Annotated in this window: 21 protein-coding genes; 10 read left to right on the top strand and 11 right to left on the bottom strand. The window is 66.1% G+C overall.

Features of this window, described 5'->3' with window-relative positions:
* Positions 1 to 120: 120 nt before the first annotated feature.
* The gene (locus M4J39_RS18525; RefSeq protein ID WP_251729971.1) at positions 121 to 1,122 is read right to left on the bottom strand and encodes an SDR family oxidoreductase; all 1,002 of its coding nucleotides are present in this window, start codon (positions 1,120 to 1,122) and stop codon (positions 121 to 123) included.
* 91 nt (positions 1,123 to 1,213) lie between these two features.
* On the opposite strand from M4J39_RS18525, the gene M4J39_RS18520 reads away from it, so the two are divergent.
* Both M4J39_RS18520 and M4J39_RS18515 read left to right on the top strand, forming a co-directional pair.
* Positions 1,214 to 2,107, top strand: coding sequence for a LysR family transcriptional regulator (locus tag M4J39_RS18520; protein WP_251729970.1), 894 nt, complete (start codon positions 1,214 to 1,216; stop codon positions 2,105 to 2,107).
* A gap of 212 nt (positions 2,108 to 2,319) precedes the next feature.
* Entirely contained in the window at positions 2,320 to 3,204 is an 885-nt protein-coding gene (locus M4J39_RS18515) for a flagellar motor protein MotB (RefSeq protein ID WP_251729969.1), read from the top strand.
* A 3-nt stretch (positions 3,205 to 3,207) separates the two neighbouring features.
* On the opposite strand, the gene M4J39_RS18510 is transcribed toward M4J39_RS18515, so the two are convergent.
* From M4J39_RS18510 to dnaG, 3 genes are all read right to left on the bottom strand, one after another.
* On the bottom strand, positions 3,208 to 3,969 hold the full coding sequence (locus M4J39_RS18510; protein WP_251729968.1) for an AAA family ATPase: 762 nt from the start codon (positions 3,967 to 3,969) through the stop codon (positions 3,208 to 3,210).
* A gap of 142 nt (positions 3,970 to 4,111) precedes the next feature.
* Positions 4,112 to 6,136, bottom strand: a complete 2,025-nt coding sequence (rpoD, locus tag M4J39_RS18505; RefSeq protein ID WP_251729967.1) for an RNA polymerase sigma factor RpoD — start codon at positions 6,134 to 6,136, stop codon at positions 4,112 to 4,114.
* Positions 6,137 to 6,859: 723 nt separating this feature from the next.
* Entirely contained in the window at positions 6,860 to 8,851 is a 1,992-nt protein-coding gene (dnaG, locus tag M4J39_RS18500; protein ID WP_251729966.1) for a DNA primase, read from the bottom strand.
* A 390-nt stretch (positions 8,852 to 9,241) separates the two neighbouring features.
* Between dnaG and M4J39_RS18495 the strand changes: the two genes are divergently transcribed.
* From M4J39_RS18495 to M4J39_RS18470, 6 genes are all read left to right on the top strand, one after another.
* Positions 9,242 to 9,622, top strand: coding sequence for a hypothetical protein (locus tag M4J39_RS18495; RefSeq protein WP_251729965.1), 381 nt, complete (start codon positions 9,242 to 9,244; stop codon positions 9,620 to 9,622).
* Positions 9,623 to 9,641: 19 nt separating this feature from the next.
* On the top strand, positions 9,642 to 10,187 hold the full coding sequence (locus M4J39_RS18490) for a glutathione peroxidase (protein WP_251729964.1): 546 nt from the start codon (positions 9,642 to 9,644) through the stop codon (positions 10,185 to 10,187).
* 1 nt (position 10,188) lies between these two features.
* Entirely contained in the window at positions 10,189 to 10,518 is a 330-nt protein-coding gene (locus M4J39_RS18485) for a helix-turn-helix domain-containing protein (RefSeq protein WP_371875481.1), read from the top strand.
* Between the two features lie 138 nt (positions 10,519 to 10,656).
* Entirely contained in the window at positions 10,657 to 11,694 is a 1,038-nt protein-coding gene (locus M4J39_RS18480; protein WP_251729963.1) for an alpha/beta fold hydrolase, read from the top strand.
* Between the two features lie 186 nt (positions 11,695 to 11,880).
* Complete coding sequence (locus M4J39_RS18475; RefSeq protein WP_251729962.1) at positions 11,881 to 12,639, top strand: sulfite exporter TauE/SafE family protein; 759 nt, start codon at positions 11,881 to 11,883, stop codon at positions 12,637 to 12,639.
* A 58-nt stretch (positions 12,640 to 12,697) separates the two neighbouring features.
* Complete coding sequence (locus M4J39_RS18470) at positions 12,698 to 13,672, top strand: glycerophosphodiester phosphodiesterase family protein (protein ID WP_251729961.1); 975 nt, start codon at positions 12,698 to 12,700, stop codon at positions 13,670 to 13,672.
* Positions 13,673 to 13,704: 32 nt separating this feature from the next.
* Here M4J39_RS18470 and M4J39_RS18465 read toward each other — a convergent pair whose 3' ends face one another.
* From M4J39_RS18465 to M4J39_RS18450, 4 genes are all read right to left on the bottom strand, one after another.
* A complete protein-coding gene (locus M4J39_RS18465; RefSeq protein ID WP_251729960.1) occupies positions 13,705 to 14,112 on the bottom strand; it encodes a GFA family protein in 408 nt (135 codons plus the stop codon).
* Between the two features lie 151 nt (positions 14,113 to 14,263).
* Positions 14,264 to 15,715, bottom strand: a complete 1,452-nt coding sequence (locus M4J39_RS18460; RefSeq protein WP_251729959.1) for an amidohydrolase family protein — start codon at positions 15,713 to 15,715, stop codon at positions 14,264 to 14,266.
* A 67-nt stretch (positions 15,716 to 15,782) separates the two neighbouring features.
* The gene (locus M4J39_RS18455) at positions 15,783 to 16,733 is read right to left on the bottom strand and encodes a LysR family transcriptional regulator (protein WP_251729958.1); all 951 of its coding nucleotides are present in this window, start codon (positions 16,731 to 16,733) and stop codon (positions 15,783 to 15,785) included.
* A 194-nt stretch (positions 16,734 to 16,927) separates the two neighbouring features.
* Positions 16,928 to 17,389: an Rrf2 family transcriptional regulator gene (locus M4J39_RS18450; protein ID WP_251729957.1), complete on the bottom strand. Its 462-nt coding sequence runs from the start codon at positions 17,387 to 17,389 to the stop codon at positions 16,928 to 16,930.
* A 117-nt stretch (positions 17,390 to 17,506) separates the two neighbouring features.
* On the opposite strand from M4J39_RS18450, the gene M4J39_RS18445 reads away from it, so the two are divergent.
* Positions 17,507 to 18,961, top strand: coding sequence for an MFS transporter (locus M4J39_RS18445; protein ID WP_251729956.1), 1,455 nt, complete (start codon positions 17,507 to 17,509; stop codon positions 18,959 to 18,961).
* A 118-nt stretch (positions 18,962 to 19,079) separates the two neighbouring features.
* Positions 19,080 to 20,279 carry a glutamine-hydrolyzing carbamoyl-phosphate synthase small subunit gene (gene carA, locus M4J39_RS18440; protein ID WP_251729955.1) on the top strand — a complete coding sequence of 400 codons (1,200 nt, stop codon included), beginning with the start codon at positions 19,080 to 19,082 and terminating at the stop codon, positions 20,277 to 20,279.
* Positions 20,280 to 20,349: 70 nt separating this feature from the next.
* Here carA and M4J39_RS18435 read toward each other — a convergent pair whose 3' ends face one another.
* The 3 genes from M4J39_RS18435 to M4J39_RS18425 all read right to left on the bottom strand — a co-directional run bounded on the left by M4J39_RS18435 (position 20,350) and on the right by M4J39_RS18425 (position 21,646).
* Positions 20,350 to 20,658 carry a HigA family addiction module antitoxin gene (locus tag M4J39_RS18435; RefSeq protein WP_251729954.1) on the bottom strand — a complete coding sequence of 103 codons (309 nt, stop codon included), beginning with the start codon at positions 20,656 to 20,658 and terminating at the stop codon, positions 20,350 to 20,352.
* Positions 20,659 to 20,668: 10 nt separating this feature from the next.
* Positions 20,669 to 20,947 (bottom strand): type II toxin-antitoxin system RelE/ParE family toxin, encoded by a 279-nt coding sequence (locus M4J39_RS18430; RefSeq protein WP_251729953.1) that lies wholly within the window; start codon positions 20,945 to 20,947, stop codon positions 20,669 to 20,671.
* Positions 20,948 to 21,058: 111 nt separating this feature from the next.
* Positions 21,059 to 21,646: a zeta toxin family protein gene (locus M4J39_RS18425; protein WP_251729952.1), complete on the bottom strand. Its 588-nt coding sequence runs from the start codon at positions 21,644 to 21,646 to the stop codon at positions 21,059 to 21,061.
* Positions 21,647 to 21,745: the final 99 nt, after the last annotated feature.

The following is a 21,745-nucleotide window of genomic DNA, read 5'->3' as shown; positions in this document are numbered from 1 at the left end:
ACCCGCCGCTTCCAGGGCCTCCCCCATCGCGACCCATTCTTCCGTCATGGCGTTTTGTTTGTCCATCCGACGGCATGATGAGCGGACGGCCAACATGGTCCCGCCCGCTTGGGCGGCTCCCTAGCTTCTCGACAAGCGGGCCTGGCTCACCGCCCGCTCCGGCGCCTCACTCCCAAGGCACCCCACCCCGATGAGCGTCGCCCTGATGGCCTTGTCGAGCGGGGTGCGCGGCTCGGCGCCGAGCGTTGCCACGAGCCTGGCATTGTCGAGCCGCACCGGCACCTGCCAGAGATAGCGCATCTCCATCACCTCCCTGAGGAAGGGCACGAAGGGCGACGCGAGCCGCATCAGCCACCAGGGCATGGATTTCACCGGCAGGAAGGGATCGTCGAGGGCGTGGCGGATCGCCTCCGTCATCTTCGTGCCGTCGGCGTCCCAATGGCCGTCCATGTGGAAGCTCTCGAAGTCGGCGAGGCCGTCGTGCTCGACCAGCCGCGCCATCGTTTCCGCCACATCGGGCAGATAGGCCCACTGATGGCCGATGCCGCGCTTGCCCGGATAGCCGATCGAGCGTGGCCGGCTGCCGGCCTTCACCAGCCCCTGGCTGAACCAGTTGTTGGCCGCCCTCGGGCCGAAGAAGTCGCCGGCCCGGACGATCAGCACCCTCGCCTTGCCGCGCCCTGCCGCCGCTTTCAGTCGCCGCTCCATCTCCCGGCGGATCTTGCCCTTGCGGGTCAGCGGGTTCTGCGGCGCGTCTTCGGCGATCACCGGGAAGGCGTCGGGGCCGTAGTTGTAGACGGTGCCGGGCAGGACGATGCGGGCGCCGTTCGCCTCGGCGGCGGCGATGGTGTTGTCGAGCATCGGCAGCACCAGCTTGTCCCAGTCGCTATAGCCGGGCGGGTTGACGGCGTGAACGATCAGCGACGCGCCTTCGGCCGCTGTCGCCACGTCGGCGGCGACCATGGCGTCGCCCTTGATCCACTGGAAGCGGTCCTCCTTGCCGGCCCTGTCGGGGTTGCGGTTGAGCGCTCGCACCTGCCAGCCGCCGGACGCCAGCCTGGACGCGAGTTCGCCGCCGATACCGCCGGTGGCGCCGAGAACGAGGGTTATCCTGGTGTTCATTGTCCGTCTCCATCTGTTGATGGGATGAAGATGGCCCCGGCAGCACATGAACGAAATTGTCGAAATCTCTGCATATGCTATACGGAAATAGATGAACCGCGAACCAAGCTGGGACCTCTACCGCACCTTCAACGCCGTGCTCGCCGAGGGCTCGCTGTCCGGCGCGGCGCGGTCGCTCGGCCTGACGCAGCCGAGCATCGCCCGCCACATCGACGCCCTGGAGGAGGCGGTGGGCGCGCCGCTGTTTCTGCGCACCGCGCGCGGCCTCTCCCCCACCGACGCGGCGCTGGAGCTGAAGCCCTTCGCCGAGCTGATGGCCTCCACCTCCGCCGCCCTCCTCCGCACCGCCGAGGGCCGCAGCGGCGAGGTGGACGGCACCGTCCGCATCAGCGCCAGCGAGATGGTCGGCCTCGTCCACCTGCCGGCCATCCTGGCGCGGCTGCGCCAACGCTACCCCCGCCTCACCGTCGAACTGTCGCTGTCGAACGCCGTCGACGACCTCCTGAAGCGGCAGGCCGACATCGCCATCCGCATGGTCCGACCCGAACAGCAGGCGCTGCTCGCGCGGCGCGTCGGCGTCTTCCCGGTGGGCCTCCACGCCCACAGGGACTATCTCGCCCGCCGCGGCACGCCCCGGAGCATGGACGAGCTGACGCAGCACGACATCATCGGCTATGATGCCGAAACGCCGGCCATCCGGGCCTTCGCCGAGCGCCATCCGGGCCTCGACCGGGCCATGTTCGCCCTGCGCGTCGACAGCAACATCGCCCACCTCGCCGCCATCCGCGCCGGCTTCGGCATCGGCATCTGCCAGACCATCATCGCCGACGCCGAGCCCGACCTCGTGCGCGTGTTGCCGGACGCCTTTCACGAGGATCTGGAAACCTGGGTGGTGATGCACGAGGATCTTGGCGCCAACACCCGCTGCCGGGCCGTGTTCGACGCGCTGGTGACCGAGCTGACCGAGCTGGTCAGGGGGCGGTAAGGGCCAAACTGCCGGCGGCTGAGCTTTGCCCCCGACGGACCGGACCATGAGGCGGTGGCCGAGCTGTTCCTGCCGCTGAAATGATTCAAGGTATGCAAAAAGGAACCATACTGTACAGTACGGTTTATTAATGGACCGGACTTAGCTTCTCCCAAAAGCACCGCTCGAAGCGCGCCTTCGAGACGGCGCAGCGGGCGAGGAGTAAGCGGCCAATGGCCCAGAAGAAGCGTGGCGGCGGCGGCGACGGTGGCGGCCATGGCGGAGCGCCATGGGTCATCACCTTCGCCGACCTCATGAGCCTTCTCATGGCGCTGTTCGTGATGATCGTGTCCTTCTCCAGCCAGGACGAGCAGAAGCTCAACGAGGCCGCCGGCTCGATGCGCGACGCCTTCGGCTACCAGTCGGTGCAGCGCCCCGCCGGCATGATCGAACAGAACGGCCTGCCCGAGCGCAAGTATCTCCGCAACGTCGAGGCGATGTCGCTGTCCGAGGCGGTGGAGTTCGCCACCGACTTCAACGACCAGTATGAAAAGCAGGGACCGGAGGTGAACACCAACCGGTTCGAGAAGGCGGCCGAGAGCAAGCCGCGCGAGTATCTGACGGCGTCGGAGTCGCTACGGCAGGCGCTGCAGGACCTGCCCGACTACGCCGAGCTTTCCAAGCAGATCATCCTCAAGATCGCCGACGACGGCCTGCACATCTCGATCATCGACCAGGACGGCCGGCCGATGTTCGCCTCGCAGTCGCGCGAGCCGACCGAGCGGCTGAAGATCATCCTGTCGCGCATCGCCCCGGTCATCCAGCAGATGCCGGGCCGGCTCAGGATTGTCGGGCACACTGAATCCGTCGGCCACATGGCGGTGGCCGGAGGCGGCGCCTGGCAGCTCTCGGCCGACCGGGCGATCTCGGCCGCCGGCATCCTCGGCAGCTTCGGCCTCGGGCCGGGCAGCCTCGCCGAGGTCACCGGCGTCGCCGACAAGGACCCGATGTTCCCCGACGACCCCTTCCTCTCCGGCAACCGCCGCATCGAGCTGATCATGCTGAAGGAAGCCGCGCCGCTGCCGACAACCGACGCCTTCCCCTCCGGCTTGCCGTAAGGCTCACTCGTCCTCGAACAGCGTGGCGTGGAACTTTTCGGGGTTGGCAAGGAAGCGCCCGTAGAGCTTCCAGTGCTCGCTGGCCTTGAAGGAGATTTCCCTGAGCTCGCCGTCACCTTCGAAGGAGAACAGCTCGCCGAAGGGGTAGCTCATCAGGATCGGCGAATGGGTCGCCATGATGATCTGGCACTGCGTCGTCAGCTCCATCCGCCTGAGGATCGTGAGGAAAGTGAGCTGCCGGGCCGGCGACAGCGCCGCCTCCGGCTCGTCAAAGATGTAGACGCCGCGACCGCCCAGCCGTTTCGAGAACAGCGCCAGGAACGCCTCGCCGTGCGATTGGTGGTGCAGCGACCGGCCACCCGTCAGGCTGTAGGCGTCCGTGCGGCCCGCCGACACCGCGTCGATGTAGTTGGAGAAGGCGAAGAAGCTCTCGGCCTGGAAGAAGAAGCCCGTCGTCACCCGTGGCAGCCACGAGAAGCGCAGGGATTCGAGCACCGGATCGACGTCGCTTCGGCCGTGCGTCTGGTGATCGCGGCTGCCACCCTCGGCGTTGAAGCCGCAATGGAGCGCGATCGCTTCGAGAAGCGTCGACTTGCCCGCACCATTCTCGCCGACGAAGATCGACACCGGCTTCAGGAACGCCATGACGAAGTCGCGGGAGAACAGGGGAACGGTGAAGGGATAATCGTCGCCCTCCCCCGCCGGCTTGCGGAAGGAAAGCGACTTCAGGAACGGCGCGCGGGATGATCTGACGGGCGTCTTCAAGTCCGGCCTCCCAAAGATGAACCGGCCGCAGGGTCGCATCCATTTCGGGCGCCACTGCGGCCGGATATCGCCGCCATCGCCCAAATAGAAAAACGGCGGGCCTTTCGACCCGCCGTCCCGATTTCTTTCGCCTGTCGCTGCCTCAGTTGTCGAGGAAGCTGCGGAGCTTGCGGCTGCGGCTCGGGTGCTTGAGCTTCCTGAGCGCCTTGGCCTCGATCTGGCGGATACGCTCGCGCGTCACCGAGAACTGCTGGCCGACTTCTTCCAGCGTGTGGTCGGTGTTCATGCCGATGCCGAAGCGCATGCGCAAGACGCGCTCTTCGCGCGGCGTCAGCGAGGCGAGCACGCGCGTCGTCGTCTCGCGCAGGTTCGACTGGATGGCCGCGTCGATCGGCAGGATGGCGTTCTTGTCCTCGATGAAGTCGCCGAGATGGCTGTCCTCCTCGTCGCCGATCGGCGTTTCGAGGGAGATCGGCTCCTTGGCGATCTTCAGCACCTTGCGCACCTTTTCGAGCGGCATCGCCAGCTTCTCGGCCAGCTCTTCCGGCGTCGGCTCGCGGCCGATCTCGTGCAGCATCTGGCGCGAGGTGCGGACGATCTTGTTGATCGTCTCGATCATGTGCACCGGAATGCGGATGGTGCGGGCCTGGTCGGCGATCGAACGGGTGATCGCCTGCCGGATCCACCATGTGGCGTAGGTCGAGAACTTGTAACCACGGCGGTACTCGAACTTGTCGACCGCCTTCATCAGGCCGATGTTGCCTTCCTGGATCAGGTCGAGGAACTGCAGGCCGCGGTTGGTGTACTTCTTGGCGATGGAGATGACGAGGCGCAGGTTGGCCTCGACCATTTCCTTCTTGGCGATGCGCGCTTCCTTCTCGCCCTTCTGTACCAGGTGGACGATGCGGCGGAACTCGCCGGGCTCAAGACCGGTTTCCGACGACAGCGTCTGGATGGTCTGGCGCAGCTCGCGGATGTCTTCCTTCTCGCGGGCGACGAATTCCTTCCAGCCCTTGGACGACAGCGAGGCGACGCGGCGGATCCAGTTGGGATCGAGCTCGGAGGCCTGATACTGGCGCAGGAAGTCCTCGCGTCCCACGCCATAGCTCTCGGCGAGGCGGAGGAGCTTGCCCTCGTAGCCCATCAGCTTCTTGTTGATGTCGTAGAGCTGTTCGACCAGCGCCTCGATGCGCGCGGCGTTGAGGGAGAGCGACTTGACGTCTTCCTGGATCTCTTCCTCGAGCTTCTTGTAGCGGCGCTCCTGCGACGGGCTGAGCGTGGTGTTCTTCAGCCGGTTCTCGACGTGCTGCTCCTGCAGCCGGCGCAGCTTCTTGAAATTCTCGGCGATGCGGTCGAAGGTTTCGAGAACCTTCGGCTTCAGCTCGGCTTCCATGGCCGACAGCGACACGTTGTTCTCCATGTCGTCTTCGTCGGACATCTCGCCTTCGGGCAGTTCGCCCTCGGGCCGTTCCTCGCCATCCTCGCCGCGCGGACGGGCCGGCTGTTCGCCGCCTTCGGCTGTCTCTTCCGAGCCCTCCTCGCCGCCCTCGAAGGGCAGCGCGCCGGCCTTGCCGTCCGGTCCGGCATAGGTCGCCTCAAGGTCGATGATGTCGCGCAGGAGGATCTTGCCCTCGTTGAGCTCGTCGCGCCAGAAGATGATGGCCTGGAAGGTCAAGGGGCTCTCGCAGAGACCGGCGATCATCGCCTCGCGGCCAGCCTCGATGCGCTTGGCGATGGCGATCTCGCCCTCGCGGCTGAGAAGCTCCACCGAACCCATCTCGCGCAGATACATGCGCACGGGGTCGTCGGTGCGGTCGGTCGGCTCGCGCGTCGTGGTGGTCTTGGCGACGGCGGTGCCGGTGGCCTCGCTGACTTCGCCCTCTTCCTCGCCGGCGGCGTCCTCGGCCGGGCTCTCCTCGGCTTCCTCGGAATCGACGACGTTGATGCCCATGTCCGAGAGCATGGCGTAGATGTCTTCGATCTGGTCGGACGAGTTCTGGTCCGACGGCAGCACTTCGTTCAGTTCGTCATAGGTCACATAGCCGCGCTTCTTGGCGAGCTTGATCATCCGCTTGACGGCGGCATCGCTGAGGTCGAGAAGAGGCCCGTCCGGACCTTCGTTGCCGGTTTCCTGGACTTCGTCGTTTTCGGTGGCCTTGGTTGCCATAGTCATCTCCGCCGTCCGCGCCGGGCCATTACGCCTCGCGTCTCATTCCGCTCAACTCGCCACGAGGCCAAAAGGTCCCGTCAAGAGGCTCGCGCTACCAATACGGGCGAGGCCTTAAACGCAACTTAACCCTGACGCTCTTGAAAAGACGCACGGCATCGCTGCGGCCATAGCCAAACAGGCGGGCCGTTGCCGACCCGCCGAAAATCCCCGGAAAGGTGTATTTAGCGGCGCAAACGGATTCCGCAAGGGTGATTCGAAAGAGAATCTTTGATTCGGCGCTGATTCGGGTGCCGCAGGGGTGATTCGGTGGCGGGGTGCCGGGGTTGGCGCCCCCTTTGCGAAGCCCGATATATGCCCCGTACCTCTTTCTGGCTGATCCGCCTTTCTCGCGTCGCTATCGTTGCGCGCTGCATCCATGGGCGCGCTATATCAGCGTTGCACCCCTTCCGGCCTGAGGTCCTCGCCTTCGCAAGGATGACAACTTGATAGAAAGGGGAAACAGCTGGAGTGTGCGCCATACAGCTTGATGCCGCATGAGCGGCAAGCGTCGCAAATGACAGCGCGATGAAAGAGCTCCCACCTAACCGATTGTCATCCCTATGTATAATGCTGTCATCCTTGCGAAGGCGAGGACCTCGCGCAGGATAGAGCGATCGGCCCATATAGGTCGTCAGAATCACCCCGAAACCCAAGCTAAATGCCCGCCCCAGCGAATTTCGGTCACTTCCAAAGGGCGGATTGCGACGAGCCGCCTCCGGTGGTGGCGTCGCGGATGGCCTTGGCTTCCTCGGCCAGTTCCTGCTCGCGGCGGAACAGCTCCTCGCGGCGGCGGTTGAGGTCGCGCGTCAGCTCGTAGATGTAGGCGGCGAAGCTCTCGTCGGTGTCGGCCGTCACCGTCTTCATGTCGCGCTCGATGTCGGCGGCGAGCGCCCGGAGGCACAGCCGCTCGATCAGAAGGTCGAGGCAGGTCTCGACGAAGCTCTCCGGCGGGTGGAAGCGCAGGATCGGCAGCCGTTCGCGCAGCTTGTGGCCTCGGCCGATGCTGACGCCGTCCTCGCGTTTCATCTCGTCGCCGTGCACCTCGTTGAGCACGAAGTAGAAGCGGGCATCGAGCCCCTCGTAGAAATCGCTGACGGAGTCGGCGTCGAAATCGACGGCGATGCGATAGAGCGCCCGCTTGAAATCCTCCAGGGCGGCCACGTGGAAATCGAGCCGGGCGAGCCGCTCCATGTTGGCCTCATAGAGGTCGGGATACTCGACGGCGAGGCCGAGCAGCACCCGCTCGATGTTGGCGAGATCCGGCTCGTTCGGCTGCTTGAGCTCGGCCTCGACGGCAAGCCCCTGCTTCTCGCGCCGTTCGCCCCGGCCCTCGCCGCGCCCCTCGCCCCTGAACTCTCCGCGCCCCTCACCGCGCCCCTTCCGGTCGTGGCTCCAGAACAGCTCGGACATGTTGACGCGCAAAGCGAGGCGATAGCGCCGCGCCACCCGCTCGTCCTTGATCTGGCGGACCAATTCGTCGATGCGCGCTTCGAGCGCCGCCTTGCGCTCGGGCGTGTCGACGCGGGCCTCAGTCGCCTCGCGGTCCCACAGCACTTCCGACAAGGGCCGGGCCTTGGCCACCTCGGCAAGAAAGGCGTCGGCGCCGCCGGAGCGCACGATGTCGTCGGGGTCCTGGCCGCCGGGCAGGAAGCAGAAGTTGAAGGAGTAGCCACTTCTCAGCGCCGGCAGGATGCGATCGATGGCGCGATGGGCAGCCGACACGCCCGCCTTGTCGCCGTCAAAGCAGATCACCGGCTCGGCGGCGAAGCGCCAGAGACGGGCGATGTGGTCCTCGGTAAAGGCCGTGCCCAGCGCCGCCGTGACGTTGCGGATGCCGGCCTGATAGACCGAGATGGCGTCCATGTAGCCTTCGGTGACGATGATCGTGCCGGACTTGTGCGCCGCCTCGCGTGCCCGGTGGACGTTGAACAGCATCGTCCCCTTGTGGAAGAGCGGCGTCTCCGGCGAGTTGAGGTATTTCGGCTGCCCTTCCGGATCGAGCGTGCGGCCGCCGAAGGCGACGACGCGGCCGCGCTCGTCGTGGATGGGGATCATCAGCCGGCCGCGGAAGCGGTCGTAGGAAGCGCGCCCATCCTCGGGCTTGATCAGCAGGCCGGCGGCGATGCCCGTCTCCTCCTTGACGCCGTTCTGGATCAGATGGCGCTTCAGGCCGTCGCGCTCGTCGGGCGCGTAGCCGAAGCGGAACTCGATGGAGGTCTTCTCCAGGATGCCGCGCCTCAACATGTAGTCGCGCGCCGGCTTGCCCTCGGGCGAGCGCAGCTTCTGCTCGAAGAACTTGGCGGCGATTTCGCAGGCGCCGGCCAGATCGACGCGCACCGCCTCGCGCTCGCGGTCGCGCGGGTCGGCCTTCGGCAGCGGAACACCAGCCTCCTCCGCCAGCCGCTCGACGGCCTCGGGGAAGGTCAACCCTTCCGTCTCGGTCAGGAACTTGAAGTGATCGCCCGTCGCCCCGCAACCGAAGCAATGATAGATGCCGCGCCGGTCGTCGCAGTGGAAGGACGACGTCTTCTCCTTGTGAAACGGGCAGCAAGCCCAGAAATCGCCGCGCGCCGGCTGGCTCTTGCGCTTGTCATAGGTGACGCGCCGCCCCACCACCTGGCTGATCGGCAGCCGGGCCCGGATCTGGTCGAGAAGGGACGGTTCAAAGCGCATGGCCGCCATATAGTCAGAGCGGGGGAGCGATGGAAAGCGCGACAAGTGGGAGGCTGCCCCCGGAATGCAGGAGACCGATATCGGCCCCTCGCTCCATCCGGCCCGAGGTCCTGCGCCTTCGCGCAGGATGACGGTATTATATGTTTGTTTTTGTTATATAATTTAACGTCATCCTGCGCGAAGGCGCAGGACCTCAGGCAGAATGGAGCACAACGCTGATATAGAGCTCCAGAAACGAACCAAGATATTCATTGCTCCGCACGCGGCGTCACATGCCCATCCCCCGCTCACGGCATCTTGCGCAGACGGCCGCATCCTGAACAGATAATACCACTATTGGCGCGCAGCGAATCCGAGCGGTTCGCTCGCCAGCATCGTTCGGGAGCACCGATGTACACCGCATTCTATGAAGCCCATCGCGGCTTCGCCATGCTCGGCTGCCTTGCCACCGTCGTCTGGGCAGCCCTCGCCCTCATTCCAACGCTTCAACAGAAGCCGGCCCCGCGCCTATGGAAGCCGACCTACATCGCCGCCATGGCCACCACGGGCCTCTCCGGCGTTACCGGTCTCGTCATCGTCTGGATGGGCGGCTGGCTGACCTTCGTTTTCCCCTGGCTCGGTCTTCTCGCCGTGGCGCTGCACGGCGTCGCCGGCGTTCGCGGTCGCAAGGCGCTGGCCGCCGGCGCCAGCGGCAGACTTGCCACCGCTCTGTTCATCCAGATCGTCACGCTCATCGCCGTCTACGGCCTGATGACCGTCAAACCCTTCTGAACCACCGAGGACATTGCCAATGACCACCGCCCTGTTCGATACGCCGCTCGCCACGCTCGACGGCCTGCCCACCACGCTGAAGCCCTGGCTGGGCAAGGTGCTGCTCGTCGTCAACACAGCCTCCAAGTGCGGCCTGACGCCGCAGTATGAAGTGCTGGTCAGCCTCTACAAGCGCTACAAGGATCGCGGCTTCGAGGTGCTGGGCTTCCCGGCCAACGACTTCAAGGAACAGGAGCCGGGCACCAACGAGGAGATCGCCACCTTCTGCTCGACCACCTTCGGCGTCGACTTCCCGATGTTTTCCAAGATCGCCGTCACCGGCCCGGACAAGCACCCGCTCTACAAGGCGCTGATCGCCGAGAAGCCCGAGGCGCGTTCCCTGCCCGGAGCCGATTTCCGCAGCCAGCTCGTCGGCTATGGCATCACGCCCACCGAGGCGCCTGAAGTGCTCTGGAACTTCGAGAAGTTCCTGATCGGCCGCGACGGCAAGGTGATCGACCGCTTCTCCCCCGACACCACTCCCGACGCCGACATCATCGTCGAGGCGATCGAAAAGGCGCTTTAACGTGGAAGGCAGCCAAGGCCAGAAATACCGCAGCGATGCGCTGGAGGTCTTGCACGAAGCCATGTCCGGTCTGCATCGTCATGGCGTCATCGACAAGGCGACGATGCGGCATTTCGACGTTGGCTGCCTGACCCCGGTCGAAGAGTTGGATGCAGCCGGCATCAAGGCAATCCGCGAGGAAGCCGGCTTCAGCCAAGCGACGTTCGCACTGGCTCTTAACGTCACCACTTCGCTGGTCAGCAAGTGGGAGCGCGGCGAGAAAAAGCCCAGCGGCCCGTCGCTGAAGCTCCTGGCACTCGCCAAGACCAAGGGCATCGACGCTATTCTGTAGCTTCTCGCCGGCATCATCATCGAGGCCTTCGAGAAGGCGCCGTGACCGGGGCCTGAAGCCGTCCTTGATCGCGTTCGAGGTCTCCGGTTGCGTCCGCATCCGGCAAAGATCAGCCATTCAGTCCTCGCCGGAGGAACCGTGCTCAGATCCGCCCTAACCACCGCCCTGCTGACCGCCCTTTCGCTCACCGCCGCGCAAGCCGCCGACGCCGTCGGCTTCCGGGAAACGACCGTGCCCGACGCAAGCGGCGCCCGGCCGCTCCACGTCAGCCTCTGGTATCCGACCGACGACAGCGCCCCCACCGTCGAGGTTGGCGCCAACGTCGTCTTCCATGGCATCGCCGCCATCAGGGATGCCAAGCCGGACGGTGACGCCCACCCGCTCGTCGTGCTGTCGCACGGCTACGGCGGCAACTGGCGGAACCTCAACTGGCTGGCGGGCAGGCTCGCACGCGAGGGCTACGTCGTCGCCGCGCCCGATCATCCGGGCACGACCACCTTAGACAAGTCCCCGGCGGAGGCCGCTCGCCTGTGGGAGCGTCCGCACGATCTCAGCCGGGCGATCGACGCCCTGATCGGCGACCCCGGCCTTGGCGGCGCCATCGCGCCCCACCGTATCGCCGCCATCGGCCATTCCCTTGGCGGATGGACGGTGGCTGCCCTCGCCGGCGGGCGCTTCAGCCCCAGCCGCTTCGCCGAGGACTGCAAGCTCCACCCCAACCCACGCACCTGCGGCCTCGCCGCCGAGCTCGGCATAACCCCGGCCAACGCCGCCGCCTTCGAGACCGGCATGAGCGACCACCGGATTGGCGCCATCGTCTCCCTCGACCTCGGGCTGGCCCGTGGCTTCACGCCGGACAGTCTCGCCGCCGTCCGCGTTCCGGCCCTGATCTACGGCGCCGGCATCGACATCGGCGACCTGCCGGCAAAGCTGGAGTCGGGCTATCTCGCCGAGAACCTGCCCAAGCCGACCACCACCGAGATCGAAATCCCCGACGCGCTGCATTTCAGCTTCATGCAGCTCTGCAAGCCGGGCGCCGTCGACCTGCTGGAAGCGGAAATGCCGGGCGAAGGCATCGTCTGCAAAGACGGCGACACCCGAAGCCGAAAGGCCATTCACGACGAGGTCGCCACCGGCATCCTCGACTTCCTGGCCAAGGCCATTCCCGACCGATGAGCGGCGAGCCATACGCGCCGCCGTTTTCCAGCACAAATTCGCTCATGATGGTAAAAGATGGCAAAATCTCCGGAACATAGTCGCAGCATATTATTCCCCATAGAGGTAGGCTCCCTGTTTACGGGACACATCTGACGCGCTAGGAGAAAGGCGACGCCGCCCCGGCGCCGTTCCGAGTCGCCGTCCATGTCGCTTCCCGCCGATCTCACCCCCGCCTCGCTGACGCTGCTCGTCGCCACCGTCTTCGTCGCCGGCCTCGCCCGTGGCTTTTCCGGTTTTGGCGCCGCATTGATCTTCATGCCGGTGGCCAGCGCCCTGATCGGCCCGCGCCTTGCCGCGCCGGTCATCCTGATCATCGATGCCATCACCACCCTCGGCCTGGTGCCCGGCGCCTTCCGCCGCGCCGACCGCCGCGAGGTGGCGACCATGGCGATCGGCGCGCTGGTCGGCGTGCCCGCCGGCGTCTATCTCCTCACCCACCTTGAGCCGCTGACCATCCGCTGGGCGATCATAGGCATCTGCGCCGCGCTTCTCATGCTGTTGCTGTCGGGCTGGCGCTACCATGGCCGGCCGAAGCCGCCACTCACCGTCGGCGTCGGCCTATTGTCCGGCCTGTTCTCGGGCGCGAGCCAGGTGGGCGGGCCGCCGGTGATCGCCTACTGGCTGGGCGGCGCCATTCCCGCCAATATCGTACGTGCCAACATCGTGCTCTACTTCGAGGTATCGACGGCGCTGACGCTTCTCAACTACCTCTGGGGCGGCCTGTTCGTGTCGGCGCTGGTGCCGCTCTGCCTGATGACGGCGCCCGCTTACGCCATCGGCCTCTGGGGCGGCTCTCGTCTGTTCGGCGTCGCCTCCGAGGTCACCTTCCGCCGCATCTGCCTCAGCCTGATCGCCCTCGCCGTGGTCATCGGCCTGCCGCTGCTCGACGGCATCCTGCGCTGACAGCAAGCCGCCGCATTTGGTCGCTACCCCTCCGACTGGGGCCGGAAGGGAGAGCTGCATGCGCGGAAAGAAAATCCTGGCTGGCGTCGTACTCGTCGCCGGCGCCGTCTACCTCCTGAATGCCTCCTGGTTGGCCGAGCCGGCATCGCCCGGCACGCCGCGCATCCTCGCCCATCGCGGCGTCCACCAGACCTATTCGCGCGTCGGCCTCGACGCGGAAACCTGCACCGCGGCCCGCATCGATCCGCCCAGCCACGCGTTGATGGAGAACACTATTCCCTCCATGCGCGCCGCCTTCGCGGCCAGCGCCGACGTGGTGGAGCTCGACATCCACCTGACGCCGGACAAGGTGTTCGCCGTCATGCACGACTGGACGATCGACTGCCGCACCGAAGGCCACGGCGTCACCGAGGAGACGCCGTGGACGACGCTCAAGACGCTCGACGTCGGCTATGGCTACACCGCCGATGGCGGCAAGACCTTTCCCCTGCGCGGCAAGGGCGTCGGCCTGATGCCCCGCCTCGAAGACGTCTACGCCGCCTTCCCGGAGGGATCCTTCCTCGTCAACTTCAAGAGCCGGCGCGTCGAGGAGGGCGAGGCGCTGGCCGCCCTGCTCAACGCCGACCCAAAGGCCCGCGCCGCCACCTTCGGCGTCTATGGCGGCTCCGAGCCGACGCAGGCAGCGCTCAAGGCGGTGCCCGGCCTCAAGGGTTTCGACCGGACGATGATCAAGGGCTGCCTCCTGCCCTATGAGGCCTACGGCTGGACCGGCATCGTGCCGAGTGGCTGCCGCAACACCATCGTCGCCCTGCCGATCGATTACGCACCCTATGCCTGGGGCTGGCCGCACCGTTTCCTGAAGCGCATGCGTGACGCCGGCACCACGGTGATCCTGGTCGGCCCCTATGATGGCGGCGGCTTCTCCACCGGCATCGACACGCCGGAGCTGGCCGCCAAGATCCCCAAGGGCTTCGACGGCTACGTCTGGACCAACAAGGTCGAGACCATCGGGCCGCTCCTGAAGGGCGGCTGAGCGTTTCGACGCCGAGGCGAAACCCGGCGAGCCTAGCCCGGAAGACCATCCAGTTTCGGGATGGTTTCCAGGTTGTCGTCCCACTCCGCCCGGCTCGAACAGCAAATATGGGCATTGGGGCGGATGTCGATGGCGCTGTCCAGACTGCCGGCAGGCACCACCAACAAAGCCCCACCCGCCTGAACGCTCGGAACGGCGGCCCCGCATGTCACGCAAAAGCTCTTTTCGTGACGCGTGTCCGGAACGCGGTAGGTCCGGACGCTGTCATGGCCGGAGACCCATTTCAGCGTCGCCTTCGACGAGAACAGGTTGGACGCATGCGCGGACCCCGTGTCCTTCCGGCAACGCTGGCAGTGGCAGAGGAAAAAGGCCTCGAACTCACCCGAGACCTGAAACTGGACGGCGCCGCACTGACAGGAGCCGGACGTGGTAGAGGGCATCGCGATACACTCCTGATGGTTGGTGCGGAATCGACGCGGTCGCCACAGTCTGACAGCTTGTCGGCCGGAAAACGAGATACCGCCCCAACCCGCCGACCGGCGGCGCCGCGTTCGGCGCCGCGCGGCGTGGCGGGTCAGGACGGAGAGCCCGTCACAGGGCGGTGTCGAGCATCGGCATGTTGGCGCGCTTGCGGATATCCATCTGGGCCTGGGCGGCTCTCTCGATGACCGCCGCCACGTCGAAACCGGTCAACTTGCCGGCACGCTTGCGGATGATGCCGTCGATGATGACGGTGTCCACATTGGCCGGTTCGCCGTGCTGGACGAGCTGATAGGTCGGGTTGGTGTTGGCTGCCGGCAGCATGTTCGGCGCGTCGGTGCGGACGAGGATGACGTCGGCCCGCTTGCCCGGCTTGAGAGATCCCACCTGATCGTCCAGGCCGAGCACGTGCGCCCCGCTCAGCGTACCCGCGTGGATCGCGTCCCGATAACCGAACATCCATTTGAGACCGGCGCCCACAATCCCCATCATGTTGCCGGTCAACTTGTTCGCCTCGGCCTGCTGAATGCGGCCGGAGTTGACCAGCGTGCGCAGGCTGGCGAACGGATCGGCGGGCGCCTGAGAGGTCACGTCGACGCTGAAGCTGATGTTGTCGAGCGAAACTCCCCCCGATAGCAGGGCGTGAACCGGCGGCAGGCCATTGCCGATCATCGGATCGGTGCTGGGGCACAAGGCGACGCCGATCTCCTTCTGGGCAATGAGCGCAATGGCCTCGGGCGCGATGCCGGCTCCATGGGTGAAGATGAACTCCGGACCGATGAGATCGGGGAAGGCCAGGAAGCTGCCGTGGTCGGTGATCGGCCGCAAGCCGAGCTCGCGCGCCACCTTCACCTGCGGGGCGAAATGCTCGCCGGCCCCTTCCAGCTCCATGCCCAGACCGAGCCGCCCATGGCCGTTGGCGGCGATCCAGTCCTGCGTACGCCGGAGATCGGCGACCGGGGTCGGAGCGCCTCCGATGACGCCCGCGTAGCTGAACTTGGCACGAATGCCCGTTTCGGCCAGCGCCTCGAGCTCGGCCTGCGCGTCGTCGTAGTCCCGCAGCCCGTGCGCCCAGTTGTGGCAGGTGGTGATGCCGGCGTTGATGCCTTCGAGCGCGGCGTACTGAACCGCCGTGCGATGGTCGTCCACGCTGTAGAAGGGCAACAGCTCGTGGTAGTGGAAATAGTCGGTCGCGTCGTCCGCGATACCCCGCCAGAGGCTGTTCCACATGTGCCAGTGGGTATCGACGAAACCCGGCATCACGATCATGTTCGAGGCATCGATGACCTCGGCGTTCGGGGCGTCGATCCGCTCGGAAACGTCGATGATGACGCCGTTCCTGATGTGAACGTCGCCCTTGACCAGGTCCTTCATGCCCGGCTCGACCGGAAGCACATAGCCGCCACGGATGAGGATCTCGCCGCTCGGCTCCGCCTCCGAGCCGTTGTCGGCGGCAAAGGCCGATCCCGACAGGCTGCTGGCGATGAAGGGGGTGAACAGGGTGGCGCCCATCGCGGTCAGGGCGCGGCGGCGCGTCAGGTTCGGGGCGTGCAGCTTACACATGTCTCTTGGTGGTCCCGGCAGTTGCTCTCACATGTCGACGAGAGCTAGCAGCCGGAGAGACAGCCACTCAAATCGTTTCCAGCGCGAGCCGGTATAAGCGGGATTTATACTGCCGGTGCGACGCGCTCAGCCCCTGCTTGATGCTGTCGCGCAACCAGGCGAGGCCGGGATCGTTGTTCGCCCGCGAATGCCATTGCATCATCAGTTGCACCCTGGGGATTTCGAAGGGCGGATCGAACAGTTTCAGATCGGCAATGGATTGATAGAGTTCGGCGGTCATGCCGGGAAAGGTCGCCAGGCGTTTCGTGCCGGTCAGGAAGAACGGAACGAGGGAAAAGTTGTCCAGCCTGACCGTTATCCGGCGCTGGATGCCGTGAGCCGTAAAGAGGTGGTCCGGCAGATAGGGCTTCTGGGCTGGGCCGACGAAGACTTCCACGTGGTCGGCCTGGGCATATTGTTCCAGCGTCAGCGTATCCGCTTCGAAGCTCTTGCCGCAGGCGATGACGCAGTGGTCCTCCTCGGCGAGCAGCTCTTTCGGATGGTTCGGCGCGCAGTGGGCGTCGGGGGCGACGATCAGGTCGACCTGTCCGGCATCCAGCCGTTCGGAAATCTCGCCGCGCAGCGTGGTGATCTCCAATCGCAGATGCGGCGCCAGCTGCGAGATATGCTGGAGCGGTTTGGCCAAGAGCCCCGCGACCACCGTATCGGCCGCCAGAAGATTGAAAGCCCGGTCGGCCAAGGCAGGATCGAAGGCCGGCTGGGTGATGATGGTGCGATCGATGGTCCGGAGCATGTCCGAGACCGGCGCCGCCAGCGTCTGGGCGAGCGGCGACAGAACCGAGCTACCATTCCGGCTGATCAGCAGGGGATCGTCGAAATACTGCCTGAGCCGCGCCAGCGCCGAACTCATCGCTGGCTGGGTGATGTTGACGGCGCTGGCGGCGCGCGAGACGCTCTGCGTCCTCAGCATCGCGTCGAGCGCCACCAGAAGATTGAGGTCCAGCCCCCGATATCTCATTGTCCCAACGTCTCATATCGCTCGAGAGGCACAGCAACGGGGTCTGCGGCGCATGGCGGGTTGGAAGAGCCCTTGTTGACGAAACTAGTCCAAGTGGAAGGCTGCCTCAACCAACCGACTGCGAACGCGATGGTTCGCCAACTGGGCGCGATGGCAAAACGGATGAAGCGATCAGGTCCTCACAGGCGCCCGCGTCAGGCTTCGGCGCAACTCATCCCCGGCATGATCCCCAGCGCGGCGGCGCGGGCGGCGAAGTCGTCGCGCAGGTCGGACACTCGGATATCGGAAAAGCGCCGGAGCAATAGCGCCCGCGCCTCATCCAGCGTCTGGCGCAGCGCCGTGTTGACGGCCTGCTCGACGAGACATTGCGGCTGGTCGTCGGCAAGGCCCAGCGCGAAAACCTCTGGCGCCCCCACCGCGTCGTAGACGTCGCGCAAGGTCATCTCGGAGAGCGGCTTGCCCAGCATCCAGCCGCCGCCATGGCCGCGCTCGGAGACGACGTAGCCGCCCTCACGCAGCCCGGCCAGCGTCCGCCGCACCAGGGCAGGGTTGGTGCCGAGCATGCCGGCGATCTCATCCGAGGTCATGGGACGCTGCTGCTCCTCCATGTGAAGCAGCACGTGCAGCATGCGGGACAGGCGGCCGTCGTGTCTCATCGTCGTCTCCCTAAAACGGGCGCACCCTATCACGAAACAACAGAAGTTACATGAGTGGTTGACGCGCCCTCTTTCGTAACTTATGAAGTTTCGAATTATTCCCCCATGGAGGTCGTCATGTCCGCCTCGCCGTTCGACTCCCGCCACCCGCACCTGGCGCTCGTCGTCGTGCTGTTCGCCGCCGCGACGACGATCATGGACATCTCCCTCCTGATCATCTCGCTGCCGGCCATCGGCCGCGACCTGCTGCCCGGTGCCGCAACGTTGGCGCTGGTGCCGCTCGCCTTCTCGCTGGCCTTCGCCCTGGGGCTGCTGCCGCTCGGCCGGCTTGGAGATCTTGTCGGTCGCCGAAAAGTGCTGCTCACCGGCGCCGCCGTCTGGGTCGTGGCCAGCCTGTCGATGGCGTTGGCACCGTCCATCGTCGCTCTCTTGGCGAGCCGCCTCCTGGCCGGTTTCGCCGCTGCCGCCATCCTGCCACAGGCCATGGCGCTGGCCGCCCGGCTCGGGCCATCCGAGGGGCGCGTGAGCGGCATCGGCCTGTTCATCGCCACCACCGCCGGCGGCTCCATCCTCAGCCCGCTTCTCGGGGGCGCCGTGCTGACGCTCGACCCCGGCGGCTTCGGCTGGCGGCTGATCTTCCTCTACGAGAGCCTGGCCGGCCTCGTCATTCTCGCGGGCGGCGTCCTCACCCTGCCCGACACCGCCAGGAACCATGCCGGCTTCGACGGCCTGGGCACTCTCCTGTTCTCGTTCGCCATCCTCCTGGTGGTGGTGCCGCTCGCCGTCGGCCGCCTCGCCGGCTGGCCGATCTGGATCGCCCTGCCCATCGCCGCCGCCCTGCCGGTCGCGTTCCAGCTCCGCCGCCATCTCGGCCGCGCCGCCGCCTTGGGCAAGCCGCAGATCCTGCCGGCCTCGCTGGTCAAGCAGCCGCTGGTGGTCGGCGCCGTAGCGCTCACCGCCGTCGTCTTCACCACCAGCCCCGGCATCTTCGCGGCCATGTCCACGGCTCTGCAGGCCGGCGTCGGTCTGACGCCAGGCCGCACCGGCCTCGTCCTCGCCGCCTTCCCGGCCGGCGTACTCACCGCCTCGCTGATCATCGGCCGCATCGCGCGTCAGCCGATCGCCCGCCAGCTCGCTCTCGGCGCCCTGCTGTTCGCGCTCGGCATGCTGGCGATCCGCGCCTTGTTCGGCAGCGCCGAACCGGCGCCCGGCCCCTTCGCGGCGGCGCATTACCTCAGCGGCCTCGGCATGGGCACGCTGGTCAACGCGCTGTTCCGGGCGGTGATGGCCGCCGCGCCCCCGGCCGACCATGGCGCGGCGGCCGGCGTACAGCAGGCCTTCCAGCAGGTGGGCGCCGCCCTCGGCTTCGCCATGGTCGACCTCGTCTTCCAGAGCGCCCGCCTCGCCGCCCTCTCGAACGGTGCCGACGCGGCCGAGGCCTTCAGGGCGGCGGGGCGCGGGGCCTGCCTCTACCCTGTCACCGTCTTCGCCGTGATGATCGCCGGCCTCGTCCTCCACCGCCTCGTCCGAAAACCGGTGGCTGCCGGCGTCAATGACGGCCGTCGTCATTGACGCCACCGGCCGGCTCGCCTATGTAGCCTGAGATCTGCCGGGCGGCCCGCCGTGCCGGCCTTTCGGTGCGCCTTAGCGCCGATCCGCGATGCCTTTTCAGCCCAAAGGAGCGTCCGCCATGACCACCGCCGCCTGGCAGGAACCCACGCCCACCGCCGTCCTGGTGCTCGCCGACGGCACCGTCATCGAGGGCTTCGGCATCGGCGCGCGAGGCGAGGCGGTGGCCGAGGTCTGCTTCAACACGGCGATGACCGGTTACGAGGAGATCCTCACCGATCCCTCCTACGCCGGCCAGATCGTCACCTTCACCTTCCCGCACATCGGCAATGTCGGCGTCAACGACGAGGACATCGAGACCGTCAACATGGCCGCCGAGAGCGGCGTGCGCGGCGTGGTGCTGCGGGACGAGGTCACCGACCCCTCCAACTACCGCTCCCTCAAGGGCTTCGACGCCTGGCTGACGGCGCGCGGCATCGTCGGCATCACCGGCGTCGACACGCGCGCGCTCACCGCGCTGATCCGCGAGAAGGGCATGCCCAACGCCGTCATCGCCCACGCGCCCGACGGCAAGTTCGACATCGAGGCGCTGAAGGCCAAGGCCAAGGCGTGGTCGGGTCTCGAAGGTCTCGACCTCGCCATCGAGGTCACCAACCCGCAGAGCTACGACTGGACGGAAGCCAGCTGGGCCTGGAACAAGGGCTACGGCCACCAGATCGACAAGAAGTACAAGGTCGTCGCCCTCGACTTCGGCATCAAGCGCAACATCCTGCGCCTGCTGGTCGACGAGGGCTGCGAGGTCGTCGTGCTGCCGGCCACCGCCACGGCGGAGGAAGTGTTCGCCCACCAGCCCGACGGCGTGTTCCTGTCGAACGGCCCCGGCGACCCGGCCGCCACCGGCGACTATGCCGTGCCCACCATCAAGGCGGTGATCGAGTCCGGCGTGCCCACCTTCGGCATCTGCCTCGGCCACCAGATGATGGGCCTCGCCCTCGGCGGCAAGACCAAGAAGATGCATCAGGGCCACCACGGCGCCAACCATCCGGTGAAGGACTACACCACCGGCAAGGTCGAGATCACCTCGATGAACCACGGCTTCGCCGTCGACCCCGACAGCCTGCCGGACAACGTCGAGCAGACCCACGTGTCGCTGTTCGACGGCTCCAACTGCGGCCTGCGCGTGAAAGACAAGCCGGCCTTCTCGGTGCAGTACCACCCGGAAGCCTCGCCCGGCCCGCAGGACAGCCACTATCTCTTCAAGCGCTTCGTCAACCTGATCCGCGAGAAGAAGGGCGAGGCCCCGGTGCCCGAGCGGGCGTGAGGCGAGCGATAGACGGACGACGAGCCGGCCCCGAGGGGCCGGTTTTTGTTTGGGCTAGCTGCGGACGCTCTCACGCCACCTTGAGCGTCGGGATGGCCGAGACGTCGACCTCATGTTCGGCCTTCCAGGCATCGTGGGCAGCCTGCATGCGCAGCCAGACGCCGGCGCCATCGCCGAACAGCTTGCCCAGACGCGCCGCCATCTGCGGCGAAACGGGCTTGCGCTCGCCAATGATGTCGTAGAGCTGCTGGCGGGAAATCCCGAGGAGAGCGGCAATCTCCACCTTTGTCTTGCCGGTCGCGGGAATGATTTCGTCCAACAACGCACCCGGATGGCTCGGACACCGATCGGCGCCCCGCTTGGCGATATACTCGGTCATGTCGAACCTCTCAGCGATACTGCTCGAAATCGACGCGGACGGCATCCTGCCCGTCGAACTCGAAGGTGATGCACCACGGCCCATTGACGTGGACCGTGTAGCGGGTTGGGTTGAAACCGTTCAGGGCATGAAAATCGAACCCGGGCAGGTTCATGTCCTCTGGCCGTTGAGCGGCGTCGAGCCGATCGAGTCGCAGGAGGATGCGCTTCCGCATCTTCACATCGATCTTGGCCGATAGTCCTGCCTCGAACAGTTCGGCCAGTGCCTTGTTCCTGAACGTCCTGATCATGAGGTAATGTAAGCAAACGGCTTCCAAATGTCAATCTATAGCTTACATAAAAACGTGAGACGTGATTGCCTGACGACGAACCGCAGGGCAGCTATTGGGACGCGCGACGAGCTAGATCACGAGGTCGTCGACGTAAATCGACAGTGCCCATTGCGGAAGGTCGGGAACGACCTGGGTCAGGCGTCCGTCCGCAAAGACGAGGACCTGTCGCGGCGGCTCGTTGAGTCTTGAGTTGTCGTAGACCAAGCCGCGATCGGCACGCAGCACGGCCTGACGGATCAGGGGACCTCCACGGTCGAAGCGGGCGCGAACCTTGTCCTCGGGCACGTCGTGACCGCCTTCGGAGACACGTCCTCGGACGCGGGCAACCGAAAGATCGGGGCTGTCGACCCCGACGTGCATGACGATGACGATGTATCCCCGCTTCCGAGCAACCTCGATGACATCAAGTTTCGAGGGATGGGAGAAGACCGTCTCGGTCGCGAAGCTCCTGCCCTCGGTCAGCATCTCCAGCCGACGAGCCGCTGCGATCTCGGCCGCCTTGTAGGACGCCTCTACGGAAGCGTCCTTGAGTTCATCGCGCTGGATGACATCGGCATTGATGAAAGGCCCGGCAAAGCTCGGAGCAACGCGCGTTTCGTAGAGCGTGGACTTGCCGGCGCCGTTGGGGCCGGCAAGCAGAACGAGGCTCGGCCTCATTCGGCCTTACCCCTTTTCATAGCGTCTCGGATGGCCGCAGACTGTCCCGGCGCAGGTGAGGCGGATATGGCTGTCATTCTGGCTGTCCTCGAAGGCTCC

The sequence above is a fragment of the Pleomorphomonas sp. NRK KF1 genome, from assembly GCF_023721755.1.
Classification (GTDB): domain Bacteria; phylum Pseudomonadota; class Alphaproteobacteria; order Rhizobiales; family Pleomorphomonadaceae; genus Pleomorphomonas.
This window is presented reverse-complemented; position numbering and strand designations above follow the sequence as displayed.

What these genes read in the sequence shown, in the direction of transcription:
- rpoD (WP_251729967.1), bottom strand. Translation starts at nt 6,136, where the DNA reads ATGGCAACCAAGGCCACCGAAAACGACGAAGTCCAGGAAACCGGCAAC.
- M4J39_RS18430 (WP_251729953.1), bottom strand. Translation starts at nt 20,947, where the DNA reads ATGATCAGGACGTTCAGGAACAAGGCACTGGCCGAACTGTTCGAGGCA.
- M4J39_RS18445 (WP_251729956.1), top strand. Translation starts at nt 17,507, where the DNA reads ATGTCCGCCTCGCCGTTCGACTCCCGCCACCCGCACCTGGCGCTCGTC.
- M4J39_RS18470 (WP_251729961.1), top strand. Translation starts at nt 12,698, where the DNA reads ATGCGCGGAAAGAAAATCCTGGCTGGCGTCGTACTCGTCGCCGGCGCC.
- M4J39_RS18465 (WP_251729960.1), bottom strand. Translation starts at nt 14,112, where the DNA reads ATGCCCTCTACCACGTCCGGCTCCTGTCAGTGCGGCGCCGTCCAGTTT.
- M4J39_RS18525 (WP_251729971.1), bottom strand. Translation starts at nt 1,122, where the DNA reads ATGAACACCAGGATAACCCTCGTTCTCGGCGCCACCGGCGGTATCGGC.
- M4J39_RS18455 (WP_251729958.1), bottom strand. Translation starts at nt 16,733, where the DNA reads ATGAGATATCGGGGGCTGGACCTCAATCTTCTGGTGGCGCTCGACGCG.
- M4J39_RS18515 (WP_251729969.1), top strand. Translation starts at nt 2,320, where the DNA reads ATGGCCCAGAAGAAGCGTGGCGGCGGCGGCGACGGTGGCGGCCATGGC.
- M4J39_RS18460 (WP_251729959.1), bottom strand. Translation starts at nt 15,715, where the DNA reads ATGTGTAAGCTGCACGCCCCGAACCTGACGCGCCGCCGCGCCCTGACC.
- dnaG (WP_251729966.1), bottom strand. Translation starts at nt 8,851, where the DNA reads ATGCGCTTTGAACCGTCCCTTCTCGACCAGATCCGGGCCCGGCTGCCG.
- M4J39_RS18495 (WP_251729965.1), top strand. Translation starts at nt 9,242, where the DNA reads ATGTACACCGCATTCTATGAAGCCCATCGCGGCTTCGCCATGCTCGGC.
- M4J39_RS18490 (WP_251729964.1), top strand. Translation starts at nt 9,642, where the DNA reads ATGACCACCGCCCTGTTCGATACGCCGCTCGCCACGCTCGACGGCCTG.
- M4J39_RS18520 (WP_251729970.1), top strand. Translation starts at nt 1,214, where the DNA reads ATGAACCGCGAACCAAGCTGGGACCTCTACCGCACCTTCAACGCCGTG.
- M4J39_RS18425 (WP_251729952.1), bottom strand. Translation starts at nt 21,646, where the DNA reads ATGAGGCCGAGCCTCGTTCTGCTTGCCGGCCCCAACGGCGCCGGCAAG.
- M4J39_RS18475 (WP_251729962.1), top strand. Translation starts at nt 11,881, where the DNA reads ATGTCGCTTCCCGCCGATCTCACCCCCGCCTCGCTGACGCTGCTCGTC.
- M4J39_RS18435 (WP_251729954.1), bottom strand. Translation starts at nt 20,658, where the DNA reads ATGACCGAGTATATCGCCAAGCGGGGCGCCGATCGGTGTCCGAGCCAT.
- M4J39_RS18450 (WP_251729957.1), bottom strand. Translation starts at nt 17,389, where the DNA reads ATGAGACACGACGGCCGCCTGTCCCGCATGCTGCACGTGCTGCTTCAC.
- carA (WP_251729955.1), top strand. Translation starts at nt 19,080, where the DNA reads ATGACCACCGCCGCCTGGCAGGAACCCACGCCCACCGCCGTCCTGGTG.